Annotated in this window: 17 protein-coding genes, 2 tRNA genes and 1 rRNA gene; 9 read left to right on the top strand and 11 right to left on the bottom strand. The window is 43.4% G+C overall.

Features of this window, described 5'->3' with window-relative positions:
• Positions 1-327: 327 nt before the first annotated feature.
• From OEG80_RS01220 to OEG80_RS01205, 4 genes are all read right to left on the bottom strand, one after another.
• Positions 328-403: transfer RNA gene (locus OEG80_RS01220), tRNA-Ala, on the bottom strand.
• A 6-nt stretch (positions 404-409) separates the two neighbouring features.
• Positions 410-486, bottom strand: a tRNA-Ile gene (locus tag OEG80_RS01215).
• Positions 487-571: 85 nt separating this feature from the next.
• A 16S ribosomal RNA gene (locus OEG80_RS01210) occupies positions 572-2110 on the bottom strand.
• 755 nt (positions 2111-2865) lie between these two features.
• Positions 2866-3573 carry a DNA glycosylase gene (locus OEG80_RS01205; RefSeq protein ID WP_263241363.1) on the bottom strand — a complete coding sequence of 236 codons (708 nt, stop codon included), beginning with the start codon at positions 3571-3573 and terminating at the stop codon, positions 2866-2868.
• Positions 3574-3824: 251 nt separating this feature from the next.
• Here OEG80_RS01205 and upp point away from each other — a divergent pair, with 251 nt between their 5' ends.
• Positions 3825-4472: a uracil phosphoribosyltransferase gene (gene upp, locus OEG80_RS01200; protein WP_011281223.1), complete on the top strand. Its 648-nt coding sequence runs from the start codon at positions 3825-3827 to the stop codon at positions 4470-4472.
• 80 nt (positions 4473-4552) lie between these two features.
• A complete protein-coding gene (locus OEG80_RS01195; protein WP_263241361.1) occupies positions 4553-5305 on the top strand; it encodes an SDR family NAD(P)-dependent oxidoreductase in 753 nt (250 codons plus the stop codon).
• 24 nt (positions 5306-5329) lie between these two features.
• Here the strand turns inward: OEG80_RS01195 and OEG80_RS01190 are convergent, their stop codons facing one another.
• Positions 5330-5986, bottom strand: a complete 657-nt coding sequence (locus OEG80_RS01190) for a hypothetical protein (protein ID WP_263241360.1) — start codon at positions 5984-5986, stop codon at positions 5330-5332.
• A 235-nt stretch (positions 5987-6221) separates the two neighbouring features.
• On the opposite strand from OEG80_RS01190, the gene OEG80_RS01185 reads away from it, so the two are divergent.
• Together OEG80_RS01185 and OEG80_RS01180 are read left to right on the top strand one after the other, a co-directional pair.
• Positions 6222-7178 carry an alpha/beta fold hydrolase gene (locus OEG80_RS01185; RefSeq protein WP_263241359.1) on the top strand — a complete coding sequence of 319 codons (957 nt, stop codon included), beginning with the start codon at positions 6222-6224 and terminating at the stop codon, positions 7176-7178.
• A gap of 184 nt (positions 7179-7362) precedes the next feature.
• Positions 7363-8199 carry an alpha/beta fold hydrolase gene (locus tag OEG80_RS01180; RefSeq protein WP_263241358.1) on the top strand — a complete coding sequence of 279 codons (837 nt, stop codon included), beginning with the start codon at positions 7363-7365 and terminating at the stop codon, positions 8197-8199.
• A gap of 78 nt (positions 8200-8277) precedes the next feature.
• Here the strand turns inward: OEG80_RS01180 and OEG80_RS01175 are convergent, their stop codons facing one another.
• Both OEG80_RS01175 and tyrS read right to left on the bottom strand, forming a co-directional pair.
• Complete coding sequence (locus OEG80_RS01175; protein WP_263241357.1) at positions 8278-8505, bottom strand: DUF1653 domain-containing protein; 228 nt, start codon at positions 8503-8505, stop codon at positions 8278-8280.
• Positions 8506-8637: 132 nt separating this feature from the next.
• Complete coding sequence (gene tyrS / locus OEG80_RS01170; protein WP_263241355.1) at positions 8638-9849, bottom strand: tyrosine--tRNA ligase; 1212 nt, start codon at positions 9847-9849, stop codon at positions 8638-8640.
• A gap of 119 nt (positions 9850-9968) precedes the next feature.
• Between tyrS and OEG80_RS01165 the strand changes: the two genes are divergently transcribed.
• From OEG80_RS01165 to OEG80_RS01155, 3 genes are all read left to right on the top strand, one after another.
• On the top strand, positions 9969-11342 hold the full coding sequence (locus tag OEG80_RS01165; RefSeq protein ID WP_263241354.1) for an anhydro-N-acetylmuramic acid kinase: 1374 nt from the start codon (positions 9969-9971) through the stop codon (positions 11340-11342).
• A 96-nt stretch (positions 11343-11438) separates the two neighbouring features.
• Positions 11439-12842 carry a beta-ketoacyl-ACP synthase II gene (fabF, locus tag OEG80_RS01160; RefSeq protein ID WP_442792442.1) on the top strand — a complete coding sequence of 468 codons (1404 nt, stop codon included), beginning with the start codon at positions 11439-11441 and terminating at the stop codon, positions 12840-12842.
• A gap of 126 nt (positions 12843-12968) precedes the next feature.
• Entirely contained in the window at positions 12969-13823 is an 855-nt protein-coding gene (locus tag OEG80_RS01155) for a hypothetical protein (RefSeq protein WP_263241353.1), read from the top strand.
• Positions 13824-13902: 79 nt separating this feature from the next.
• On the opposite strand, the gene OEG80_RS01150 is transcribed toward OEG80_RS01155, so the two are convergent.
• A complete protein-coding gene (locus tag OEG80_RS01150; protein ID WP_263241351.1) occupies positions 13903-15720 on the bottom strand; it encodes an aminopeptidase P family protein in 1818 nt (605 codons plus the stop codon).
• A gap of 361 nt (positions 15721-16081) precedes the next feature.
• Positions 16082-17644 (bottom strand): peptide MFS transporter, encoded by a 1563-nt coding sequence (locus tag OEG80_RS01145; RefSeq protein ID WP_011514583.1) that lies wholly within the window; start codon positions 17642-17644, stop codon positions 16082-16084.
• Between the two features lie 213 nt (positions 17645-17857).
• On the opposite strand from OEG80_RS01145, the gene OEG80_RS01140 reads away from it, so the two are divergent.
• Positions 17858-18376: a helix-turn-helix domain-containing protein gene (locus OEG80_RS01140; protein ID WP_263240073.1), complete on the top strand. Its 519-nt coding sequence runs from the start codon at positions 17858-17860 to the stop codon at positions 18374-18376.
• On the top strand, positions 18364-19203 hold the full coding sequence (locus OEG80_RS01135; RefSeq protein WP_263242443.1) for an IS3 family transposase: 840 nt from the start codon (positions 18364-18366) through the stop codon (positions 19201-19203). Before OEG80_RS01140 ends, OEG80_RS01135 begins: the two co-directional genes overlap by 13 nt.
• Before the next feature lie 179 nt (positions 19204-19382).
• On the opposite strand, the gene OEG80_RS01130 is transcribed toward OEG80_RS01135, so the two are convergent.
• Together OEG80_RS01130 and lnt are read right to left on the bottom strand one after the other, a co-directional pair.
• Complete coding sequence (locus OEG80_RS01130; RefSeq protein ID WP_263241350.1) at positions 19383-19808, bottom strand: hypothetical protein; 426 nt, start codon at positions 19806-19808, stop codon at positions 19383-19385.
• 136 nt (positions 19809-19944) lie between these two features.
• Positions 19945-21519 carry an apolipoprotein N-acyltransferase gene (gene lnt / locus OEG80_RS01125; RefSeq protein WP_263241349.1) on the bottom strand — a complete coding sequence of 525 codons (1575 nt, stop codon included), beginning with the start codon at positions 21517-21519 and terminating at the stop codon, positions 19945-19947.
• Between the last annotated feature and the right edge of the window lie 145 nt (positions 21520-21664).

The raw sequence follows: 21664 nt of genomic DNA, 5'->3' as shown, positions 1-21664 counted from the left end.
GACCGCTAAGTGTTGTAAAGCCTAATTATGATAACGATATCACCTAATTTTATACGCTTGATTCAGTTCTCTTTACTTTTTTAATAACTCACCACTGGGATAACAACTGATGTCGTTAAGTAGTGAGTTATTAAGGTTAGAAACAACGCGTGAACACGTGTTCCTAACCCAGACTCATATCTATGTTTTTAAATAGTCTCTGTGCTCTCGTCGAGTCACAGATTCTGTATAAAACAGAAAGAAGTAATCTTGTCTTTGTTAAGACGAATCACTTGTTTCTATTTGATACCTATTTATTTATTAGCATCTAAAGAATAGTTTATTATGTGGTGGAGCCAAACGGAGTCGAACCGTTGACCTCCTGCGTGCAAGGCAGGCGCTCTACCAACTGAGCTATGGCCCCTAATAATGGTAGGCCTGGGCAGACTTGAACTGCCGACCCCCGCGTTATCAACACGGTGCTCTAACCAGCTGAGCTACAGGCCTGTGCGAGGCATATACCTCTAGCTAATAAACTAGCTTAAACTAAAGAACAACTTGTTGTGAATTCTTGCTGACCGAATGCCATCTATAAGGAGGTGATCCAGCCGCAGGTTCCCCTACGGCTACCTTGTTACGACTTCACCCCAGTCATCAACCACACCGTGGTGAACGCTCCCCCGAAGGTTAAGCTATCCACTTCTGGTGCAATCAACTCCCATGGTGTGACGGGCGGTGTGTACAAGGCCCGGGAACGTATTCACCGCGGCATTCTGATCCGCGATTACTAGCGATTCCTACTTCATGGAGTCGAGTTGCAGACTCCAATCTGGACTACGATAGGCTTTTTGAGATTCGCATCACATCGCTGTGTAGCTGCCCTCTGTACCTACCATTGTAGCACGTGTGTAGCCCTGGTCGTAAGGGCCATGATGACTTGACGTCGTCCCCGCCTTCCTCCAGTTTGTCACTGGCAGTATCCTTAGAGTTCCCGGCTTAACCCGCTGGTAACTAAGGACAAGGGTTGCGCTCGTTGCGGGACTTAACCCAACATCTCACGACACGAGCTGACGACAGCCATGCAGCACCTGTATTCTAATTCCCGAAGGCACTCCCGCATCTCTGCAGGATTCTAGATATGTCAAGACCAGGTAAGGTTCTTCGCGTTGCATCGAATTAAACCACATGCTCCACCGCTTGTGCGGGCCCCCGTCAATTCATTTGAGTTTTAACCTTGCGGCCGTACTCCCCAGGCGGTCTACTTATTGCGTTAGCTGCGTCACTAAGTCCTCAAGGGACCCAACGACTAGTAGACATCGTTTACGGCGTGGACTACCAGGGTATCTAATCCTGTTTGCTACCCACGCTTTCGAGCCTCAGTGTCAGTATTATGCCAGAAGGCTGCCTTCGCCATCGGTATTCCTCCAGATCTCTACGCATTTCACCGCTACACCTGGAATTCTACCTTCCTCTCACATACTCTAGCTCAACAGTATCAGATGCAGTTCCCAGGTTGAGCCCGGGGATTTCACATCTGACTTATCGAGCCACCTACGCTCCCTTTACGCCCAGTAATTCCGATTAACGCTTGCACCCTCTGTATTACCGCGGCTGCTGGCACAGAGTTAGCCGGTGCTTATTCTGCAGCTAATGTCATCGTCCGTGGGTATTAACCACGGAGTCTTCTTCACTGCTTAAAGTGCTTTACAACCAAAAGGCCTTCTTCACACACGCGGCATGGCTGGATCAGGGTTTCCCCCATTGTCCAATATTCCCCACTGCTGCCTCCCGTAGGAGTCCGGGCCGTGTCTCAGTCCCGGTGTGGCTGATCATCCTCTCAGACCAGCTACAGATCGTCGCCATGGTAGGCCTTTACCCCACCATCTAGCTAATCCGACTTAGGCTCATCTAATAGCGAGAGCAGTAAACTGCCCCCTTTCTCCCGTAGGTCGTATGCGGTATTAATACGAGTTTCCCCGTGCTATCCCCCACTACTAGGTAGATTCCTAAGTATTACTCACCCGTCCGCCGCTCGACGCCTGATAGCAAGCTATCATCGTTTCCGCTCGACTTGCATGTGTTAAGCCTGCCGCCAGCGTTCAATCTGAGCCATGATCAAACTCTTCAGTTTAATCTTGCTATGAAGTCCTTTAAAGAGACTTCTAAACTTGGCTCATCTAATCTGGCAAAATCGCTAAAAATTATGTTCGTAATGAATTAACTTTGAGTTTTTTTACTGTCTTAAATGATAATTTTTATAGTTAGAATCCTATCGAAAAGATAGTCAACCAACTTTATTTTTTAGCATTCTGAATCAGCAAAAATCCACACAAGTTGTTCTTTAGTTATGCTTTTAAATAATGTCTCTAACTGTCGTCCAGTAAGAGTATTCTTACTAAATATGCTAAACCAATCTGGCTTATCCTATTTAGCGAGCTGACCATCATATCATGTTTTAATAGTCTGTCAACTTCTTTTCTTAATTTGTTTCTTTAAGTTAACTGGTTAGTTATTGTGTAATCACACAGTAGCTGATTCCGGTTCGTCTTAATGAGGTGCGTATTATAGACGCTTTAATTAGTAAGTCAAGAAGTAAATTATTTTAATTTGAGTTAAGTTAAAAGTAATTTTTTCGGTTGGCTAAATTGTCTAAGCGGTAAACCACTCCAACCCGCCTTCCTCTCCGACTGGGTGGCAGTATACGCTGTTTTAGTAGAGGGTCAAGGGGCTTTGCCCGATATTTTGGCGATTATCTACCCTTATCATCAATACCATCTATTTATCAGTCAGTTAGGGTTGAAAGTGGTTTTACCTTTACCAAAATCAATTCTTGTCCTTAGTTAGTGCTTATATATAGCCTCATAGCTTCTTCTATATATAACACTTTTATAGCTTACTTATCTTTTTGAAGAAGTCTTTATAAGCAGAGACTTTTTTATCTAATGCTAAAGGATAGGCGCGCGAGGTAGAAGGCAGTCTATATAAGGTTAAACTATTAACATCAGCTTTTTTATTATCTTTATCCTGCCACTTATAAGGATAGTCCATACTCTGATTGGTCTTAGGATGCTTTGACTTGGCAGGTGGTTCAGCTAATAAGTTCAGTAAGACCTCTGTTGCCTTACCACCAGTGGTGAATAGTGCCTGTACTTTCGGTACTTGCGGCAAAATTGTGTCTAGATCGACGGTGGTCACGACCGTAAGGTCTTTATCAGACGCATTGCCTGTTTCACGAATCGCTTGTACTACCGTGGGACAAGAGGCTATACCACGCTCAAACATAAAGGCTCGAATACGTTCAGGATCAAATCGTTTTTCGTCCCCTACTCTAAAATAATCCGCATCATCAAAAAATACGCGTCCATAAATGCGCCACATGTCATTTTGAAAATTGGGATAATGGAACCTCATTGCCCATTTATCGGCAGTGGGCGGAAAACTGCCCATCATCATGACAGTGGCATCAGGTGGTAGGACAGGACCAAAAGGATGGGTTTCGATATTTGCGCTATCGGTCTTTAATTTCTGTGTCCACACAAAGTCGTTAGCAGCTTTTTGTGGATGGATAGGATTATTCGGTGAGGTTTTGGTCATAAGATTCTTCATCAGAAAAGCGGTTTTTTTGCTATCATAGCAAGCCTAAACACTACTTCATTTGTTATAGCGCTATATAGTCAAACATAGTCGGCTTAAATAAAACCGATCTTGTTGTAAATGCCTTTGGCTTACTTTTTATTAAAGGATTAAGCTTACTATTGATAGGCTAAATATAGGGTTGAAGTGCAGTAAGTGTTTGTAGCTTTTATACTAATCAAGCATCAGACCAAAAAACCAAGAGAATACTTATGAGCGACTTAAAAATCACTGTTATCGATCACCCGTTAGTCCGTCATAAACTCAGCCTTATGCGCGAAAAAGACTGTAGCACTTATAAATTTCGCACGTTGACCAAAGAGCTTGCACGCTTGATGGCGTATGAAGCTAGCCGCGATTTTGAAATTGAAACCTTTCCGATGGAAGGCTGGTGTGGTGAAATCATTGGAGAGCAGATCATCGGTAAGACGGCAACTATCGTACCGATTTTACGCGCGGGTATTGGTATGCTTGATGGGGTGCTCGATTTGATTCCTACGGCAAAAATCTCTGTCGTTGGTTTACAGCGCGATGAAGAAACCTTACAACCAGTGCCGTTCTTTGAAAAGTTTGTTAGCCATATGGATAAACGCCCAGCCCTTATCATTGACCCAATGTTAGCCACTGGCGGCTCGATGGTTGCAACTATCGAAATGCTTAAGAAAAATGGCTGTACTAATATTAAAGCATTAGTGTTAGTTGCGGCACCTGAAGGGGTCCGTGTAGTCAATGAAGCACATCCTGACGTGACCATTTATACTGCTGCATTAGATAGTCATTTGGATGAGCACGGTTATATCATTCCGGGTCTGGGCGATGCTGGTGATAAAATCTTTGGTAAGCAATTATTTAATAAGTAAGCCAAAGCAGATAAACTAAGACAAGCTGTCGTCTCAAACAACATGACATATGTACAAAACATCAATGATAAGGATATAAGATGAACGTATTGATTACAGGCGCAAGCGCGGGTTTCGGTAAAGCGCTGGCTGAGCGTTTGATTGCCAATGGTCATCGCGTGATTGGCTGTGCCAGACGCTTAGACAAACTCAATGCTTTGGCAGAAAATTTGAGCGAAGCGTTTTTACCTGTGGTCATGGATGTGAGTGATACAGCGTCTATCCCGCAAATCATTGCGGATTTGCCTGCTGATTTTAAACAAATCGATGTCTTGGTCAATAATGCGGGACTGGCGCTTGGTACAGAGCCTGCGCACAAGGCTAGTCTTGATGATTGGATGCGTATGACCGATACCAATATTAAAGGGTTGATGGCGCTGACTCACGCGGTCTTGCCAGCGATGGTCGCACGCGATAGCGGTTATATCATTAATGTCGGCTCAATTGCCGGAAGTTGGCCTTATTTTGGTGGTAACGTTTATGGTGCGACCAAAGCGTTTGTCAAACAGTTTAGCCTAAATCTGCGTGCGGATTTAATCGGTACGCAAGTGCGCGTGACCAACCTTGAACCGGGTAATGTCGCGGGTACTGAGTTTTCAAACGTGCGTTACCACGGCGATGACGATAAAGCCGCCAAGGTTTACGACGGCTTTAAAACCATGACCGGCGATGATATCGGCGATATCTTATTATGGTTGATTGAATCGCCTGCCCATATTAATGTCAATCGCTTGGAAGTCATGCCTGTCGCGCAAACTTATAACGGACTAACGATTGCTAAGCAAGACTCTTAAAATTTTAGCTGACTGTTTGGCCTATTAACGTAATTCATAAGACCGAAGCAATATAGATTCCTCTATGTTGCTTCTTTTTTTGCTACTGACATTCTCTTCATTGACCAAGCGCAACTCTTGAAAATCTAAAATCAGTACTTCATTACGCAAGCGCTCGCTAGTGCGTTTATTGTGCCGTATCGGAAATCCTAAGACTTGCTTACCTTTAATCACTATCTGATTGATAATCGTGGTCGAATTACTGATGGTAGCTTTTTCACTTAGCTTCTGAGCATTAATGGTGGCGGTAACAGGATTAACAGTTGTAATTAACACCTTTGTCTGACGTACACTTTTTGGTAAATCCCCTGCAAAAAACAATACCTGCTCTAATGGTAAATACTGCGCGTGACGCATTAGTTCCTGACGAAACAGCGAAGGCATATCAATATTGAAACTGTCTTCTGTTTGCTGAGAAAACGCCGTAAAATTACGATGTAAATAACGTCCAAACACGCTGCTATTAATCCAGTCTTGATAAATATCATTGGCTAGCAATTGCTTGGTGAAAGCATCGGCGTCTAGTGTGGTATCTGCTGTTAACATCTCCATCAATAATGTCTGTGGACTAGCAAAGTTCTGCTGCTGCCAGATTTGCGGATATAGGCTACTATCAAGCAATGGCAAATTTGACTTGTTCATACCTTAATATCCTTATATTTTACTTGCTGACGTTTGATTCGATTGGTCACAGTCTATGACAAGTCGCTACTTTTACCGCTCAACTGCTTTTAACCCTAAACAGCTTTTATGTTATGTTCAGTTACCTATTTTAATATAGCAGTCTTTTAGAAATGAGATAAAGACTTTTGCTACGATACATTTTGGCTAAATCGACTTGGTAAAACCGCTTAATGAAAACAAGATGCATTGCCTTATGAAGAGAAACTTAATCAAACTTCCTGCTAACTATCAATTGAAGACGATTGATATTGCTTTAACTGACGGTACATTACTACCAGTGTCAGTGATAGGAAATGGTAAACCCATGCTGCTCTTGCATGCCTATGGTATGGATGCGCGTGAGTTTTTGCCGTTTATTTTACCTTTAGTTGGTAAGTATGCGTTTTATCTACCGCATCTGCGAGGGTTTGGAGCGGCAAAAGATATCAAGCTGACCCAGTTTGATTTTGTGCGTCAGTATGCAGATGATATTAGTGTCGTTATTGAGCAAATTTGCTTGGCGCGCAATATAGAATCCTTGCCAGTTGCCGCCATCTCGATGGGTGCGCAAGTGATGTGGGCGTATTTTGAGCGTTATGGTAGCGCAAGAGTCAGCCGCTATTTGAATATTGACCAAAGTCCTGCTATTCATAATCAACCTGATTGGCAAGGTGGCTTGTTTGGCACGCGCCAGCAAGAAGTATTCGATATCTTTCATGAGGTGATTGATAAGACTTTGCCTTATGCTGACATCAAAAGCTTTACCCATCTGCCTTTTGCTCTTAAACGTCGTGCAACGGATGTCGAACGACTGTTTTCGTTATTATCCGTCAATCGCACGCGCTCAAAAGCTTTTATACAAGTGATGACTTATAAAAATGACCCTAAACTTGCGCTTTATGACCACAGTATTTGGCATCATAAAATGCGCTGCTTACAAGCCTATTTGACCTTACCCTATGACTTTCGCGGCGCGATAGAGCGTGTCAATATTCCAGTTGTTAACCTCATCGGTGGTCGCTCCAAACTTTACGATGCTAAGTGGCAGCAAAAAGTCACCCAGATGCTACCCAATGCAACTGAGGTCGTGTTGCCGCGCTCAGGTCATGCAGTACCGATGGATGAACCTGTTGGGTTTTATAAAGTGTTAAAGAGTTGTTTGGAAACTTAAGCATAACATTACGATGTCACTTAAAAACTCTATAATCGACACTATAACTTTACAACACGTCATAGTAATTACTCAAACCTACTTTTATACTAAAAAGCTGACGTTCGCCTTCATTAACCAAAAAACCAAATCAAAAAAGTGCGTCATTATAAAAACTTTATAATAATATAAAAAGGATCTGAACATGCCATATGTAAAAGTTGCAACACAAAACGAGCAACCTGTCGAACTGTATTACGAAATCCAAGGTACCGGCAAACCTGTCGTGTTAATTCATGGTTGGCCATTAAGCGGACGGGCATGGGAGTCACAACTTCCTGCGCTGGTTGAGGCTGGTTATCAAGTGATTACGTATGATAGACGTGGTTTCGGGAAATCCTCCCAGCCATGGAATGGTTATGATTACGATACTTTGGCACAAGATTTAAAAGCCTTGATGGATGAGCTAGATTTAACAAATGCTACTATCGTCGGCTTCTCTATGGGCGGCGGCGAAGTGGCGCGTTATCTTGGGAAATATGGTTCTGAACGTGTCAGTAAAGCAGTGTTAGCCTCTGCTGTGCCGCCTTATTTATATAAAACAGATGACAATCCTGAAGGTGGTCTAGAAAAGCAAGATATTCAGCAATTCTTAGATGGTGTCAGCGGTGACCGTATTGCCTTCCTAAATGATTTTACTAAGCAGTTTTTTACCCCAAAAGACGGCACGTTATTAGTTAGTAAACCATTACGCTTATATAACCGTGATATTGCTGCATTTGCCTCCGCCAAAGCTAGCTATGATTGTGTCAAAGCTTTTAGCTATACCGATTTCCGTGATGACCTAAAAGCATTTGATGTACCAACTTTGGTCATTCATGGCGATGCAGATCAAATCGTACCGTTAGAGGTCAGTGGTCAGCGTTCGCACGAAATGATTGCAGATAGTCAACTTCATATCGTTGAAGGCGGCCCGCACGGTATCAATGTGACGCATGCTAAAGAATTTAATGAAGCTTTAATTGCTTTTTTAAACAGCTAATGAATTTTGTATATAAACAAGAAAGCGACCTTGAATGGTCGCTTTTTTTGATTATAAGTTATCAGAAAATTCTTAGGTTTAATCAGCCAATTCTTTTATAAGCTCAAATCGAGGTAACTGCTTACCATCTACCGTGACAGTTTCAGAAAACATCGCTAACGGTCTTACCCAAACGCCATACTCACCGTAGAGACAGCGATAAACCACCAGCAACTCTTCCGTTTCTGAATGCTGCGCGGTATGCAAAACTTGGTAAAGGCTGCCCTTGTAATGGCGGTAGATACCTTGGGGGATAGGTTTTGTCATGATTGAACCCTAATTTTTATTATAAATGCACGAATTAAATACTTTCTCATTATATTTACATCGCAAAAATAGATAAGGTAGACCATCATGTCGACCTTATTCTTACTCTCAATAGCTTATCTCAATAAATTATTAAGCTACTGTCACTTTCGCATAGGCCTTTTTGCCTGCTTGGATAACGACTGTCTGACCAGACGTTAAGCTAAAGCCCGCGTCGACGACTTCGCCATCTACTTTCACCGCGCCGCGTTTAATCATGTCTTTAGCAGATGAGCTGTTTTTAGCTAGTCCAGCTTGGTTCAGTACTTGAGTAATAAATAACGCTTCAGCACCTTCTAAATCTAAGGTCACTTCTGGTAAATCGACTGGCAATTCGCCATCAGCAAGCACGTTACCCGCTGACTTGTGTGCATTGGCAGCAGCGTCAGCATCATGGAAACGCTCAATCAATTCTTCAGCAAGAATGCGTTTGATTTCTTGTGGATTGCGACCGTTTTCCATCTCTGCCATTAACCCTTCGACTTCTTCCATCGGCTTAAAGCTTAAAAATTCAAAGTAGCGACGGATTAAGGTATCAGGCATCGAAAGCAGTTTTTGGTACATGGTGCCCGGCGCATCATAAATACCGACATAGTTGCCAAGTGACTTGGACATTTTATTAACGCCGTCTAGCCCTTCTAAGATTGGCACGGTGATACACACTTGTGGCTCTTGACCATAACGACCTTGCAGGGTACGTCCCATTAGGATGTTAAAGGTTTGGTCAGTACCGCCCAGCTCGACATCGGCTTTTAGTGCGATAGAATCATAACCTTGCACCAATGGGTATAAAAACTCATGGATGGCAATTGGCGTTTGCGCCGCGTAGCGTTTAGAGAAATCATCGCGCTCAAGCATACGTGAGACAGTCAATTGGCTAGAAAGCTGAATCATATCGCCTGCTGACATATCCTTGAACCATTCAGAGTTAAAGACAATGCGGGTTTTTTCTTTATCTAGAATTTTAAATACTTGCTCAGCATAAGTCTGCGCGTTGACTTTGATTTGCTCATCGGTCAATGGCGGACGCGTGCTGTTTTTGCCAGAAGGATCACCTATCTTGGCGGTATAATCACCGATTAAAAAGTAAATCTCATGACCCAAATCTTGAAAATGCTTCAGCTTATTAATCAATACGGTATGACCCAAATGTAGGTCAGGCGCGGTGGGATCAAAGCCTGCTTTGATACGTAGCGGGCGATTCAGTTTCAACTTCTTAACCAAATCCTCTTCAGATAGGATTTCCTGTGTACCGCGTTGGATTATTGCTAGTTGTTCTTCTAGGGTATAAGTTTGGGTGGTCATGATGCTCTCTTTATTGTCTTTATTTAAAGGGTAAAGCGTTTGGGCTATTTAGAATCTCGTAGCCATCAAAAAATGTTAGAATTTGACAGATATACTAGCGTTTTTTAAGGTAAATTGCCATGACCAACCCTGCATCGATTGCTGATAGTCAGCATAATAATTTTTCAAATCTGAGTTTAGATGATGATTTTGATAGCCGTCTAGATAATATGGACGATTTAAACTATGCCACCTTGACCGATGCGCTCGAACAAACGGTGTTTGAAAACTTCGATGATGGCTTATATATAGGTATGATGTCGGGCACTAGCTTAGATGGTATGGACGCGGTTCTTTGTCAATTCAGTGAGAAAGATAATACCCAACAACCGATGCACGTGTTAGCGACTCATAGCCAAGATTTCCCACCGCGTCTGCGTGAAGTGCTACTAGCATTGTGTCAGCCTAATGGGATTCAAGCATTAACGCCATCCGATGATGAACCAAATAGCGAACTAGACTGGTTTGGCTGGGCAAGTAAAGAATATGCAGAATTTTCAAGCGACGTGGTTAATACATTATTGCAGCAATCAAATACTGATAGTGAATCTGTACTAGCGATTGGCTGTCATGGTCAAACGGTACGCCATCGTCCGCAACTGGGCTTTAGCTTGCAATTGGTCGATGCCAATATCATTGCTGAACGTACGGGTATTAGCGTCGTCAGTGATTTCCGTCGCCGTGATATGGCAGTTGGTGGTCAAGGTGCGCCTTTGGTTCCAGCTTTTCATCAAGCATTGTTTGCGGTGCCTGATAGCACGCGTGTATTATTAAACTTGGGCGGTATTGCTAATATCGCTGTCTTGCCAGCGATTTCTAATGACCTTGTAGATTCTAATGAACACTCAGAAAATCAGCCATCTGATAGCGTGGTTGGTTATGATACCGGTCCTGCCAATCTATTATTGGATGCGTGGACAACATTGCACACGGACAAGGATTATGATGCGGGCGGTACATGGGCACAGTCAGGTCAAGTCGTTGAGCCTTTACTGAATCAGCTATTAGAGCATCCATTTTTTAAGAAAAACTACCCAAAAAGTACGGGGCGTGAAGATTTTAACTTAGCATGGCTACAAGATGAGTTACAAAAATTCGACCAGGCTTCTGCTGATGTTCGCTACTCATCCGCCGATGTACAAGCAACGCTTACTGAGCTGACCGCCATCAGTGCCAGTGCGCAAATCAATCTATTTATCAATGCTAGTAGCAATAATGCTGTTTATGTCTGCGGCGGCGGGGCGTTAAATAATTATTTAATGACTCGCTTACAAGTACATCTGCCACGATGCAAAGTAGAAACGACAGCCGGCTTGGGACTTGAGCCAACTTGGGTAGAAGCCGTTGCCTTTGCTTGGTTAGCAAGACAAACGCTTATGGGTGAAACCGGTAACTTGCCTGCCGTGACAGGCGCAAGTAAAGGCGTGGTATTGGGACAAGTATGTTTTGCCTGAGCGGTCAAATTTTAGTTTACATGCGTACACCTATGTGTTTTATAATGGCTTTAGAAATACACTCCTCTTAGGATCTGTCAGTATAGGATATAGCGAATGAGCCAGCACAGCAGTTTACCGAACGACTCACTTATCGACCAAGCTACGAATAGTACTGTTAATAACCCTATTGCCATCGCTCAGACAAAAAAACGTCATAAGCCGCCACATTTTGAACGCACTGATGAGATGCGCGTTGTCGTGACAGGTATGGGCGCGGTCACGCCATTGGGATTAGATGTCGAAAGCTCGTGGGCAAAACTACTCAAAGGTGAAAGCGGCATCACCGCTATTAGTCATTTTGACGCATCGGGTTATCGTGCGCAAATCGCAGGCGTGGTCAAAGACTTCGATCCAAAGCAATATATGAATGCTAAAGACGCACGCCGTTATGATGATTTTATGCATTATGCGGTTGCTGCTTCCTCTATGGCGCTACAGCAAGCAGGTTTTATCAATGAAGTAAGCGCTGCTGACGCTCCGGTACAAGGTGTTGATCAAGAGCGCTTTGGTGTCATTATAGGCTCAGGTATCGGAGGTATTCAAAACATCGAAAATAGCCGTGATACTTTACGTGAAAAAGGTGCCAGTAAAGTCTCTCCCTTTATCATTCCAGGCTCTATCGTCAATATGGCAGCAGGGCTGGTGGCGATCAAACATACTTTAAAAGGTCCAAACCTTGCAACGTCCACTGCTTGTACTACAGCAACTCATGCAATTGGTCTGGCAGCGCGCTTGATTGCTTATGGCGACGCCGATGTAATCCTAGCAGGCGGTAGTGAAAAAGGCTCAAGCCCACTTGGTATCTCAGGTTTTGGTGCCATGCACGCCCTTTCAACTCGCAATGACGAGCCAACTCGAGCTTCACGCCCATTTGATAAAGACCGCGATGGTTTTGTACTTGGTGATGGCGCAGGGGTCATGGTACTAGAAAGTCTTGCTCACGCAAAAGCACGCGGTGCGACGATACTGGCTGAATTGGTTGGTTTTGGTATGAGTGATGATGCCAGTCACATTACCGCACCGCCAGAAGACGGTAGTGGTGCAGCACGAGCGATGCGTAATGCTTTAAATGATGCCGGCATTGAGCCGTCAGTCGTTGGTTACGTTAATGCCCATGGCACTAGCACGCCTGCCGGTGATGTCGCTGAGTCCATCGCCATTGAAACGGTATTTGCACCGGTGAAAGATAGCATCTTGGTCAGCTCCACCAAATCAATGACCGGTCATCTACTTGGCGCTGCGGGCGGCGTTGAAGCCATCTTTACTGTTCTTGCTTTGCAACATCAACAAGTACCGCCAACGATTAATTTGGACAATGTTGAGGATAACTGTAATCTGGATTATGTTGCCAACCAATCGCGCAAAGTTGAAAACTTACAGTATGCCGTATCCAATAGCTTTGGTTTTGGTGGCACCAATGGTTCATTAATATTTTCTCGCTGGCCACTCAATCATTAAGGCGTCAAGCTTATGAGTGAGACCTTGTAACCTTTGTGGCAGATTTACTACGATTGTCTACTTGCAGCCCCTTATCATCCTTGCGTATGATAAGGGGTAATTTTTGCAACATTTATGGACGATACCATGTCAAGCTATTCATTTTCTCATCAGTTTTATCAGCGCTGGACGTGTGCACCAGAGCCTATCCGTGCCTCAATCATCCAAGAACTCACCGATATCACAACTTTATTGAAAGCTGAAACGCCATTTGAAACTTTTGTTTTTAGCACCCATGACCTAGATGCACACCTTGATGATCTCTATGAGAATCACGAAGCTGAGCAAGCTATCGCCAAGGCAATCGCTGATAAACAAGCGGCAGAACAGCTAATTTTTGAACAACAGCGTTTAGAAGAAGAACAAAAAATCAAAGCAGCAGAAGAGATTAAACGTCAAGAAGAAGCTCACTTAACAAAGGAAAGTAGGTTAAAAGAACAAGCTTTAGAAGAAAAAAACAAGCATAAAGAAGCTGAAAATACTCAAATAGAAGCAGAAAAAGAGACACTGTTTGCTGATGATAAAAATCATTTAGAAGCAGCTATAAAACTAAAAACAGCTGATGCAGATGAAACAGAAATCGACGATAAAGTTGATACTATCATCAATGATGAGTCTGATAATGAGAAACATATTGTTAGTAGTAAAACCATTAGCGAACATGCTAATGCAACTGATGATGACAGCATCAAAAATGATAGCACTATTAACGCCATCAACAATAAAGCCAGTTTAGCGATCAGCTTAGCCGTTAAAGATGCCAAACTCAGCGTCACTCATAAAGACTTAATTCATGAGCTTGAAATGCAGATTGACGATTATTTGAGCGATCAGATGATGCTGATGTCTGAAAACCTAAAATCTTGGCTACGTGCTGAGATGACTCAACATTTAAGCGAGCAAGACAAAACTCTTTCTAACGGTAATCCTCCAAAAAACTAAACGCATTCTCTGAACAGAAAAAGCCCCATAAATATTTACGGGGCTTTTTTATATTTACCTAAAAACGAGCTACTTCCTCTTATATGGCTTGCGTACGCTCCGTTAGCCAGTCAAGTGCTGCGCCATCGACGCGATTTTTTAGCTCTGCATATACTTGGCGATGATAGTCATTCAGCCAATCGACCTCTACTTGACTTAATAATGATGGCTCAATCAAACGCGTATCAATTGGGCAGTAAGTAACAGTCTCAAAATTAAGGAAATTACCAAATTCCGTCTCTACTGGCTGAGCAATACGTTTATTAACCATCAAGTTTTCGATACGAATACCCCATTTGCCTTCGCGGTATAGACCCGGCTCATTACTAGATATCATACCTTCCTTCATCGCACGCTCTTTCGGTATGCTGGCACTATAAGCAATAACTTGTGGACCTTCATGGACATTGAGGAAGTAACCAACGCCATGACCCGTACCGTGACCATAATCCATTTGAGCTTGCCATAGTGGCGCACGGCAAATCGCATCAATCAGTGGTGAGGCAATACCATCAGGAAAATGTGCTTTTGCTAAAGCAATATGTGCTTTAAGTACGGTGGTAAAGTCGCGTTTGTGTTCCGTGCTTACTTGACCGATGCCAACTACGCGCGTGATATCTGTGGTGCCGTTTTGATATTGAGCACCTGAATCAATCAGTAGCAGTCCGCCTTCGCCTTCATTTACCTCTAAATAGCTGAATTTTTCTGGTGTTGCGCGGTAATGCGGCAAAGCACCATTTTCATTGAAACCTGCGATAGTCGGGAAACTTGGCGACACATAATGTGGCTGCTGACTACGTACCTCAATCAGCATACTATCAACATCCAGCTCGCTTAAACGCTCACCGTCTGCTAAACGCTGCTCAAAGGTGGCAAAAAACTCACATAATGCTGCGCCATCTTGACGCATCGCTTCACGTACATGATCGATGTCAGCGTCAGATTTAACCGATTTTAGCAAAGTACTTGGCGCCATTTGCTCAATAAAACCTACGCCATCGGCCATTTTAGATAGCGTACCCACTGCCACTTTACTTGGGTCTAATAGCAATAAGTCATTGGCTGTGAGCGTACCCAATGCGTCTTGCACTGCCTCATAATCAGCAATTGCGATACCGCTATCTTTCAAGCTTTGTGCTATCTCGCTACTGACTTTATTATTATCAATAAACAATGTCGCGTTGTTTTCGCCAATGAGCATATGTGCCAAAAACACAGGATTATAATCAACATCAGCGCCGCGTAAGTTGGTCAGCCAAGCAATATCATCTAAGCTCGAGAGCAAATGATGCGTCGCCCCTGCCTCTGCCATACCCGCACGGACTGCGGCAAGTTTGTCGATAGCAGACTGCGCTAAAAACTGTGCATCATGTACATATAAACTGGCTGCTGGCAATGCTGGACGGTCAGTCCATACTTCCGTCAATAGATCACGCTCAGTAATTAAGGTAATATCATTGGCTTCAAAGGCATCAAGCAAGCGATCTTGCTCAGCGATAGACAGTACATTGCCATCGACTGCCACGCTATCACCTTCCGCCAGGTGCGCAGCGAGCCAATCGATATGGTTTGGCTGGCCCGGTGCTAGCTTCTCTAAAGTAATACCCGTGCCATCCAACTGCTCAGCTGCATGTACCCAGTAGCGGCTGTCGGTCCACAGACCAGCAAAGTCAGCGGTAACGACCAATGTACCGACCGAACCGGTAAATCCTGACAACCAAAGCCTCGCCTGCCAATATTCTGGTAAATACTCAGACAGATGCGGATCAGCAGAAGGGACAATAATCGCTGTCAGGTCTTGTGCTGCTAGGGTTTGACGTAAGCTCTCGATACGATCATGAATGGCTTGTTTATTCATTAGGTAATTCCTTATGAGTGTTTAAAAATTAGTATTTAAAACAGTTTTTAAAAAATAACGTGAGGCGACTATGGATAGCCGTCTTATTTGAGAAATTGCTTTGGTTCTTCATGTGAATTAAAAAATAACAAAGATTAGGTAAATGATATTAGGCAAAGTCATTTTGCATAGTAATCAGACAAGGTTGATGAAGCGTAAGAGTAAAAACAATACCCTTAGATGTTTGGGCAGACAGTCAGCTTTCAATGGCCTTAGGTAAATATCTTACCAAATTAAAAAATAAGACGTGCTACCCATAATGGTAATACGTCTTATCATCAGTCACTGACTTGGACCACTCCTCTAATCAATAACTGGTTATCTAGCTTGCTTGATCCGCATGCTCGCTTTGTTTGAGCATATTATTGATAGGTTTTGCCAATAATAGCAAGATAACTGCCGTTACTACCAAAAAGACAGTCATAGTGGTAAACAATCCGGGTAATCCTTCAATCTTATCTGCTGATACATGACCACCAAAGAATGCCGCAACTAAGTTGCCAAGTGCAACAGAAGCAAAGAACAGTCCCATCATCTGCCCTTGCATACCTTTTGGCGCAAGCTTCGTCATAGCAGACAACCCAACAGGGCTCAGTGCCAACTCACCAAGCGTCAGTAGTAATAAACTACCAACCAACCATAAAGGTGATGCCAAGCCGCCATCAGCGGTTAAGATGCTTTTTGATGCAAATATCATCAAGGCAAAACCGGCCGCCGCAAGTAACATACCAAGCGCAAACTTCGTCATACTACTTGGCTCAAGACCTCGATTGCCAAGCTTGACCCATAAAATACTAGCTATAGGCGCTAATATTAAGATAAACAACGGATTCAATGATTGAAACCAGATACTGGGTACTTCAAACCCTAAAACATTTAGATCTGTATAGCGATCGGCGAACAAGTTAAAAGACGTTGGTTGCTGCTCAAAACTTGACCAAAATAGCGTCGAGCCAATAATCAAAATAAAGCAAATCAACAAGCGCAGCTTATCTGTTTTATCCAGTCTTGGTGAAATAGCCATTACTGCAAAATATAAGATGACCACTGCAGCAATGACATAAGTCATATATTCTGCGACCATTTCAGGGTTAAATGGCATGATACCAGTGGATACTAAAATCACAATGGCAACTAGCAAAGCTAAGAATCCTGCAACCCACTGACCGACGTTTTTAAACAGTCCTGTCGATTGCTCCCATTCAGGGGTGATGTTTTTGGCACTGGCATAACGATTTAACGTCTTTTTAGCAGAAAAGCGGTAAATGATTAGCGAAGCCAACATACCAAGTCCACCAACGCCAAAACCTATATGCCACATCCCTTTTTCTTTAAATACACCCACAATCAGTGCTGCCAATAGCGCGCCAATATTGATACCCATATAAAATAAAGTAAATCCACCATCGCGGCGCGAATCGCCCTTAGGGTATAAGGCACCAACCATCACTGAGATACAGGTTTTAAACAAGCCTGAACCCAAGACGATACAGATGAGACCCATAAAGAACAGCGTCATACCGAACATAGCAGAAAGCGCGATACACAAATGACCCAAGGCAATAATAATACTGCCCCACCATAGCGCACGCTCTTGACCCAGCCAATTGTCAGCCAGCCAACCGCCCGGTACAGCTGCTAAATACAACGAACCGGCAAAAATACCATAAATGGCAGAGGCAGTCACTTCATCAAAGCCAAAACCCCCACTACCGACAGTCGCTACCATAAACAATACCAGTAGCGGACGGATACTATAGTAAGAAAAACGCTCCCACATTTCAGTGAAAAATAACGGGCGTAGCGGCTTAGGATGTCCCATAAAGCCGTTTTCTAGCGATGCCAATTCGGCAGCACTCACCTCTGATTTTGATTCTATATTCATAAATCTATTCCCTTAAATTCCACTTAGATAATGCCCCAATTCCTAATTCTTTTAGTCAGTGGTTTTATAGGCGCAATATTGTTTCACCTGCTCGGAAGCAAGTAAAGAGAGAATTGGTCAATAATTACACAAACAACCATAAAAAAACCCCGCTCTCCATGATTGAGATGAACCGACCCCCATAAGTTGGACACACCTTATGGGGGTATTTTTATGCGTTACGATCTAGACTTTAAGATGCAAGTCATCGCATACTATCGGCAAGGACATACCGGACTTGCCACAAGTGAGAAGTTTAAAGTAGATTCGAAACTTGTACAAAAATGGGTTAAGCAATATCAAAGCGGTGGTATAGACGCGATCAAGCCAAAGACAAGTAAGGCCAAATACAGCAGTGGGTTTAAATACAAAGTGATTACGACCATGCTGACGCAAGGATTAAGTCAATCCGAGGTCGCTTTAACATTTAATATCAGCTCACCTGCTTTAATTAGCCACTGGCACAAAGCATATCGACAACAAGGCATGTCTGGACTAATAACCAAACCCAAAGGTAGAACCGCCATGAGTAAACCCTTTATCACAGACAAACCAGATGATGAGAAAACCTTAGCAGAGCTTAAGCGTGAGAATGAGTACCTACGTGCAGAGAACGCCTACCTAAAAAAGCTCGATGCCTTGCTCAAAGCGGAGGAACAAGCAGGCAAAAAGCAAGGCTCATCGAAGCACTAAGACAAGCGCACCCTTTATCTGCTTTGCTAAACATCGCTAAGATGGCTAAGAGTGTCTTTTACTACCATAGGTGCCAGTTTGACGTTAAAGACAAATATGCAGACTTAAAACAGCGTATTGCTAAGCTGTATCATAAGCACAAAGGCAGGTATGGCTATCGCAGAATAACGGCCGCGCTAAAGCAGTTAGATTGTCATCATAACCATAAGCTCATCGCTAAGCTTATGCATGACATGACCCTTAGCGCAAAGATAAGACGTCAGAAGTATCGCTCCTATAAAGGACAACAAGGTAAGATTGCGAAGAACTATTTAAAACGCCAGTTTCATGCAGATAGACCGAACAAGCGCTGGCTCACCGATATTACCGAGTTTAAGGTCGGTGATGATAAGCTGTATTTGTCGCCCATACTAGATTGTTATAACAATGAGATTGTCAGTTATACACTCTCAAAGAGACCGACTTATGACTTAGTTGGCAAGATGCTAGAGGATGCTTTGGCAAAGACGAAAGCGTGTCGTGATAAGACGCTCATGCTACATTCTGATCAAGGATGGCATTATCAAATGAGACTGTTTGGACAGGTGCTGAAACAGCATGGGATTAAGCAAAGTATGAGCAGAAAAGGCAACTGTTTGGATAATGCGCTCATGGAGGGGTTCTTCGGTACCCTAAAGTGTGAGACGATTTATATTGAAAAGCCTAATTCGATTGAAGGTTTAGAGAAACAGATTCATGAGTATATTCACTACTATAATCATGAAAGAATTCAACTCAAACTAAAAGGACTGAGTCCTGTTAAGTACAGAACTCAGTCCTTGATATAAACTAAACCGTCCAACATTTGGGGGTCAGTTCAAGAACGGGGTTTTTATGGTTGTGCTGAGTCGTAATCATAGCAGCAATGGCAGTGTCACTAAGTAGAGACTGAACGCTACATTGAGAGACTTAATTATAGACAACTTGCTCATCGCTATATTTATGCTATCACTCTAAAACAGCAAAATTACTGTGCAGTAGGCGCTTTTTCAGTAGTTTCCGCTGCTACTCCATCAGCAGGTTCTGCTGTTAAATCAGCATCGGCAACTGCCGCTTGACTTACCGTACCTTCAGCAGTAGCTGTACCTGCTTCTGCGCTAACAACGGCACTATCAGTGTCAGTTGCTGGGGTCACTGTCGCATCTGCGGGAGTAGCAGTCGCCACTGCGGTATTATCTGCTGCTGGTGCAGTAGCAGTTGCTGCCTCTTCGGTTGCGGTTGCAGGGGCTTCTGCTTCAACTGCTGGCATAGTTTCAGCAGTGATATGCTCTCCCGCTGGGCGCAAGAAACCAGAAATACCAATCAATAAGACGATACCTAAAAATAAGGCGACACCGCCTAAAGTCAACAATAGCTCTTTTTTAGGGTTGTTTTCGACAATATGTTCTGACATACCTTATCCACCTTGCACAAAATATTTAAAATATTGGGCTATTATATCGCAATTTATGTCGATTTGTTAAAACCCTCAACTAATTAAAGGTTTTATTATCGAAAAACACGATAGCCACCATATATTTACAGTGTAATTACTCAATCGTACGTGTTTGAGGCGTCGATCGTTTGCCAAGATAGCTCAATAACAATAGCAGCGCAATCACGATTAAAATAGGATAATTACCAAAGCGCATAAAAGGGGTATTACCGACACGCGCCTGAACATCGCCACGTAATACGGTACGCTCAAACTGCGGGGCACGTTTAACGATACGCCCTTTGTGGTCAATAATAGCGGTCACACCCGTATTGGTCGCACGCATAAACCAGCGTCCGTTCTCTAATGCGCGCATCTGTACCATTTGTAGATGTTGCAGCGGACCCGCTGAAGTGCCAAACCAGGCATCGTTTGAGATGGTCAATAAAAAGTCAGTATCGATAGCGTTTTTGCGCGTGGTATCAGGATAAGCGACTTCATAGCATACTGCCGCGCCCAAATTATGCCCACGAACACGCAGTGGTGATTGGCTATCACTACCACGACTATAGCTCATGATATCTTGGCTACCGGCAAGATTTGGCAAGATATCTAGCATACCCTCAAAAGGAATATATTCACCAAATGGGACCAAACGCTGCTTTTTATACATCCCTTCCGCATCACTACCAAGCGCAATCACACTATTATAAAACGGCGGGTACTTATCCATTTTTGGATCAAAGTCTGCTTGATCTCGATAAGGAATACCTGTGACCCATGTGGTATCGGTTTCTTTTGCCATCTTTACCATTTCATTGATGAAACCAACCGCTTCATCTTGAAACATAGGAATAGAAGATTCTGGCCATACGACAATATCACGTTCCCATTCTGTACTGGTCAAAGTTGCATATATTTTTAGCGTCTCTACTTGGTATTCAGTCAGCCACTTTAAGTCTTGGGGGATATTGCCCTGAATTAACGACACCGACAAATCAGGTGTGCCCTTTGGCTTCGTCCATTGTGGATTGATGAGCCACAAAGAAGTACTAATGATTAATAGCGCAAACGTGGCAATCAGATAACCACCACGACGGCGAAATTGCTCCACGATACTGGCTGCTAATAATACTGCCACAAACGATACAGCAAACACGCCCGCGACCGGTGCCAATGACGACAGCCAATACTGCTCAGTAAACGCATAACCGACAAACAGCCACGGAAAGCCTGTAAACAGCCAAGTCTTCATCCACTCTTGCAATATCCATAGCGCAGCAAATGATAACGGCTGCTTGCCAACCAGCCGATTAAAAGTCAGCGCCAAAAAGCCATGGAATAACCCCATGCCCAGACCCATTAGCGCAATCATAATCAGCGCAAGCCATACTGGCGTATCACCATACACATGAATGGACGTATATAACCAAAATGCCCCCACACACCAAAGCCCTGTGCCATAAGCCTGACCAATAAAAAATGCTCGCTTACCACTCATCTGTGGCAATAATAAAGCGTATAAAATCGCCGGAGAGACCAGAGCCACAGGCCAAAAGCCATAAGGCGCGAGTGCAAAGATAAATATTGCGCCTGCCAGCCACGCAATCAATATCGTCAGCACCAGAGGTAAGCCCTTTGGCTTCTCAGGGTTTAGACGTTTTTGCAAATCAACAGTAGACAGACGCATAGCAGTTATCCAAAACTTTATTATTCAGTAATTTCAAATCTTGATGATTCAATCGACGTTTCATATAAAAACAGGCATATTATGCTCAATACAGCCGTCAAAAATCAAACTTGCTCATAATACCAGCCTGTCCAAAATAATGGGT

The organism is Psychrobacter sp. SC65A.3, from assembly GCF_025642195.1.
Classification (GTDB): domain Bacteria; phylum Pseudomonadota; class Gammaproteobacteria; order Pseudomonadales; family Moraxellaceae; genus Psychrobacter; species Psychrobacter cryohalolentis.
This window is presented reverse-complemented; position numbering and strand designations above follow the sequence as displayed.

What these genes read in the sequence shown, in the direction of transcription:
- OEG80_RS01205 (WP_263241363.1), bottom strand. Translation starts at nt 3,573, where the DNA reads ATGACCAAAACCTCACCGAATAATCCTATCCATCCACAAAAAGCTGCT.
- upp (WP_011281223.1), top strand. Translation starts at nt 3,825, where the DNA reads ATGAGCGACTTAAAAATCACTGTTATCGATCACCCGTTAGTCCGTCAT.
- OEG80_RS01195 (WP_263241361.1), top strand. Translation starts at nt 4,553, where the DNA reads ATGAACGTATTGATTACAGGCGCAAGCGCGGGTTTCGGTAAAGCGCTG.
- OEG80_RS01190 (WP_263241360.1), bottom strand. Translation starts at nt 5,986, where the DNA reads ATGAACAAGTCAAATTTGCCATTGCTTGATAGTAGCCTATATCCGCAA.
- OEG80_RS01185 (WP_263241359.1), top strand. Translation starts at nt 6,222, where the DNA reads ATGAAGAGAAACTTAATCAAACTTCCTGCTAACTATCAATTGAAGACG.
- OEG80_RS01180 (WP_263241358.1), top strand. Translation starts at nt 7,363, where the DNA reads ATGCCATATGTAAAAGTTGCAACACAAAACGAGCAACCTGTCGAACTG.
- OEG80_RS01175 (WP_263241357.1), bottom strand. Translation starts at nt 8,505, where the DNA reads ATGACAAAACCTATCCCCCAAGGTATCTACCGCCATTACAAGGGCAGC.
- tyrS (WP_263241355.1), bottom strand. Translation starts at nt 9,849, where the DNA reads ATGACCACCCAAACTTATACCCTAGAAGAACAACTAGCAATAATCCAA.
- OEG80_RS01165 (WP_263241354.1), top strand. Translation starts at nt 9,969, where the DNA reads ATGACCAACCCTGCATCGATTGCTGATAGTCAGCATAATAATTTTTCA.
- fabF (WP_442792442.1), top strand. Translation starts at nt 11,439, where the DNA reads ATGAGCCAGCACAGCAGTTTACCGAACGACTCACTTATCGACCAAGCT.
- OEG80_RS01155 (WP_263241353.1), top strand. Translation starts at nt 12,969, where the DNA reads ATGTCAAGCTATTCATTTTCTCATCAGTTTTATCAGCGCTGGACGTGT.
- OEG80_RS01150 (WP_263241351.1), bottom strand. Translation starts at nt 15,720, where the DNA reads ATGAATAAACAAGCCATTCATGATCGTATCGAGAGCTTACGTCAAACC.
- OEG80_RS01145 (WP_011514583.1), bottom strand. Translation starts at nt 17,644, where the DNA reads ATGAATATAGAATCAAAATCAGAGGTGAGTGCTGCCGAATTGGCATCG.
- OEG80_RS01140 (WP_263240073.1), top strand. Translation starts at nt 17,858, where the DNA reads ATGCGTTACGATCTAGACTTTAAGATGCAAGTCATCGCATACTATCGG.
- OEG80_RS01130 (WP_263241350.1), bottom strand. Translation starts at nt 19,808, where the DNA reads ATGTCAGAACATATTGTCGAAAACAACCCTAAAAAAGAGCTATTGTTG.
- lnt (WP_263241349.1), bottom strand. Translation starts at nt 21,519, where the DNA reads ATGCGTCTGTCTACTGTTGATTTGCAAAAACGTCTAAACCCTGAGAAG.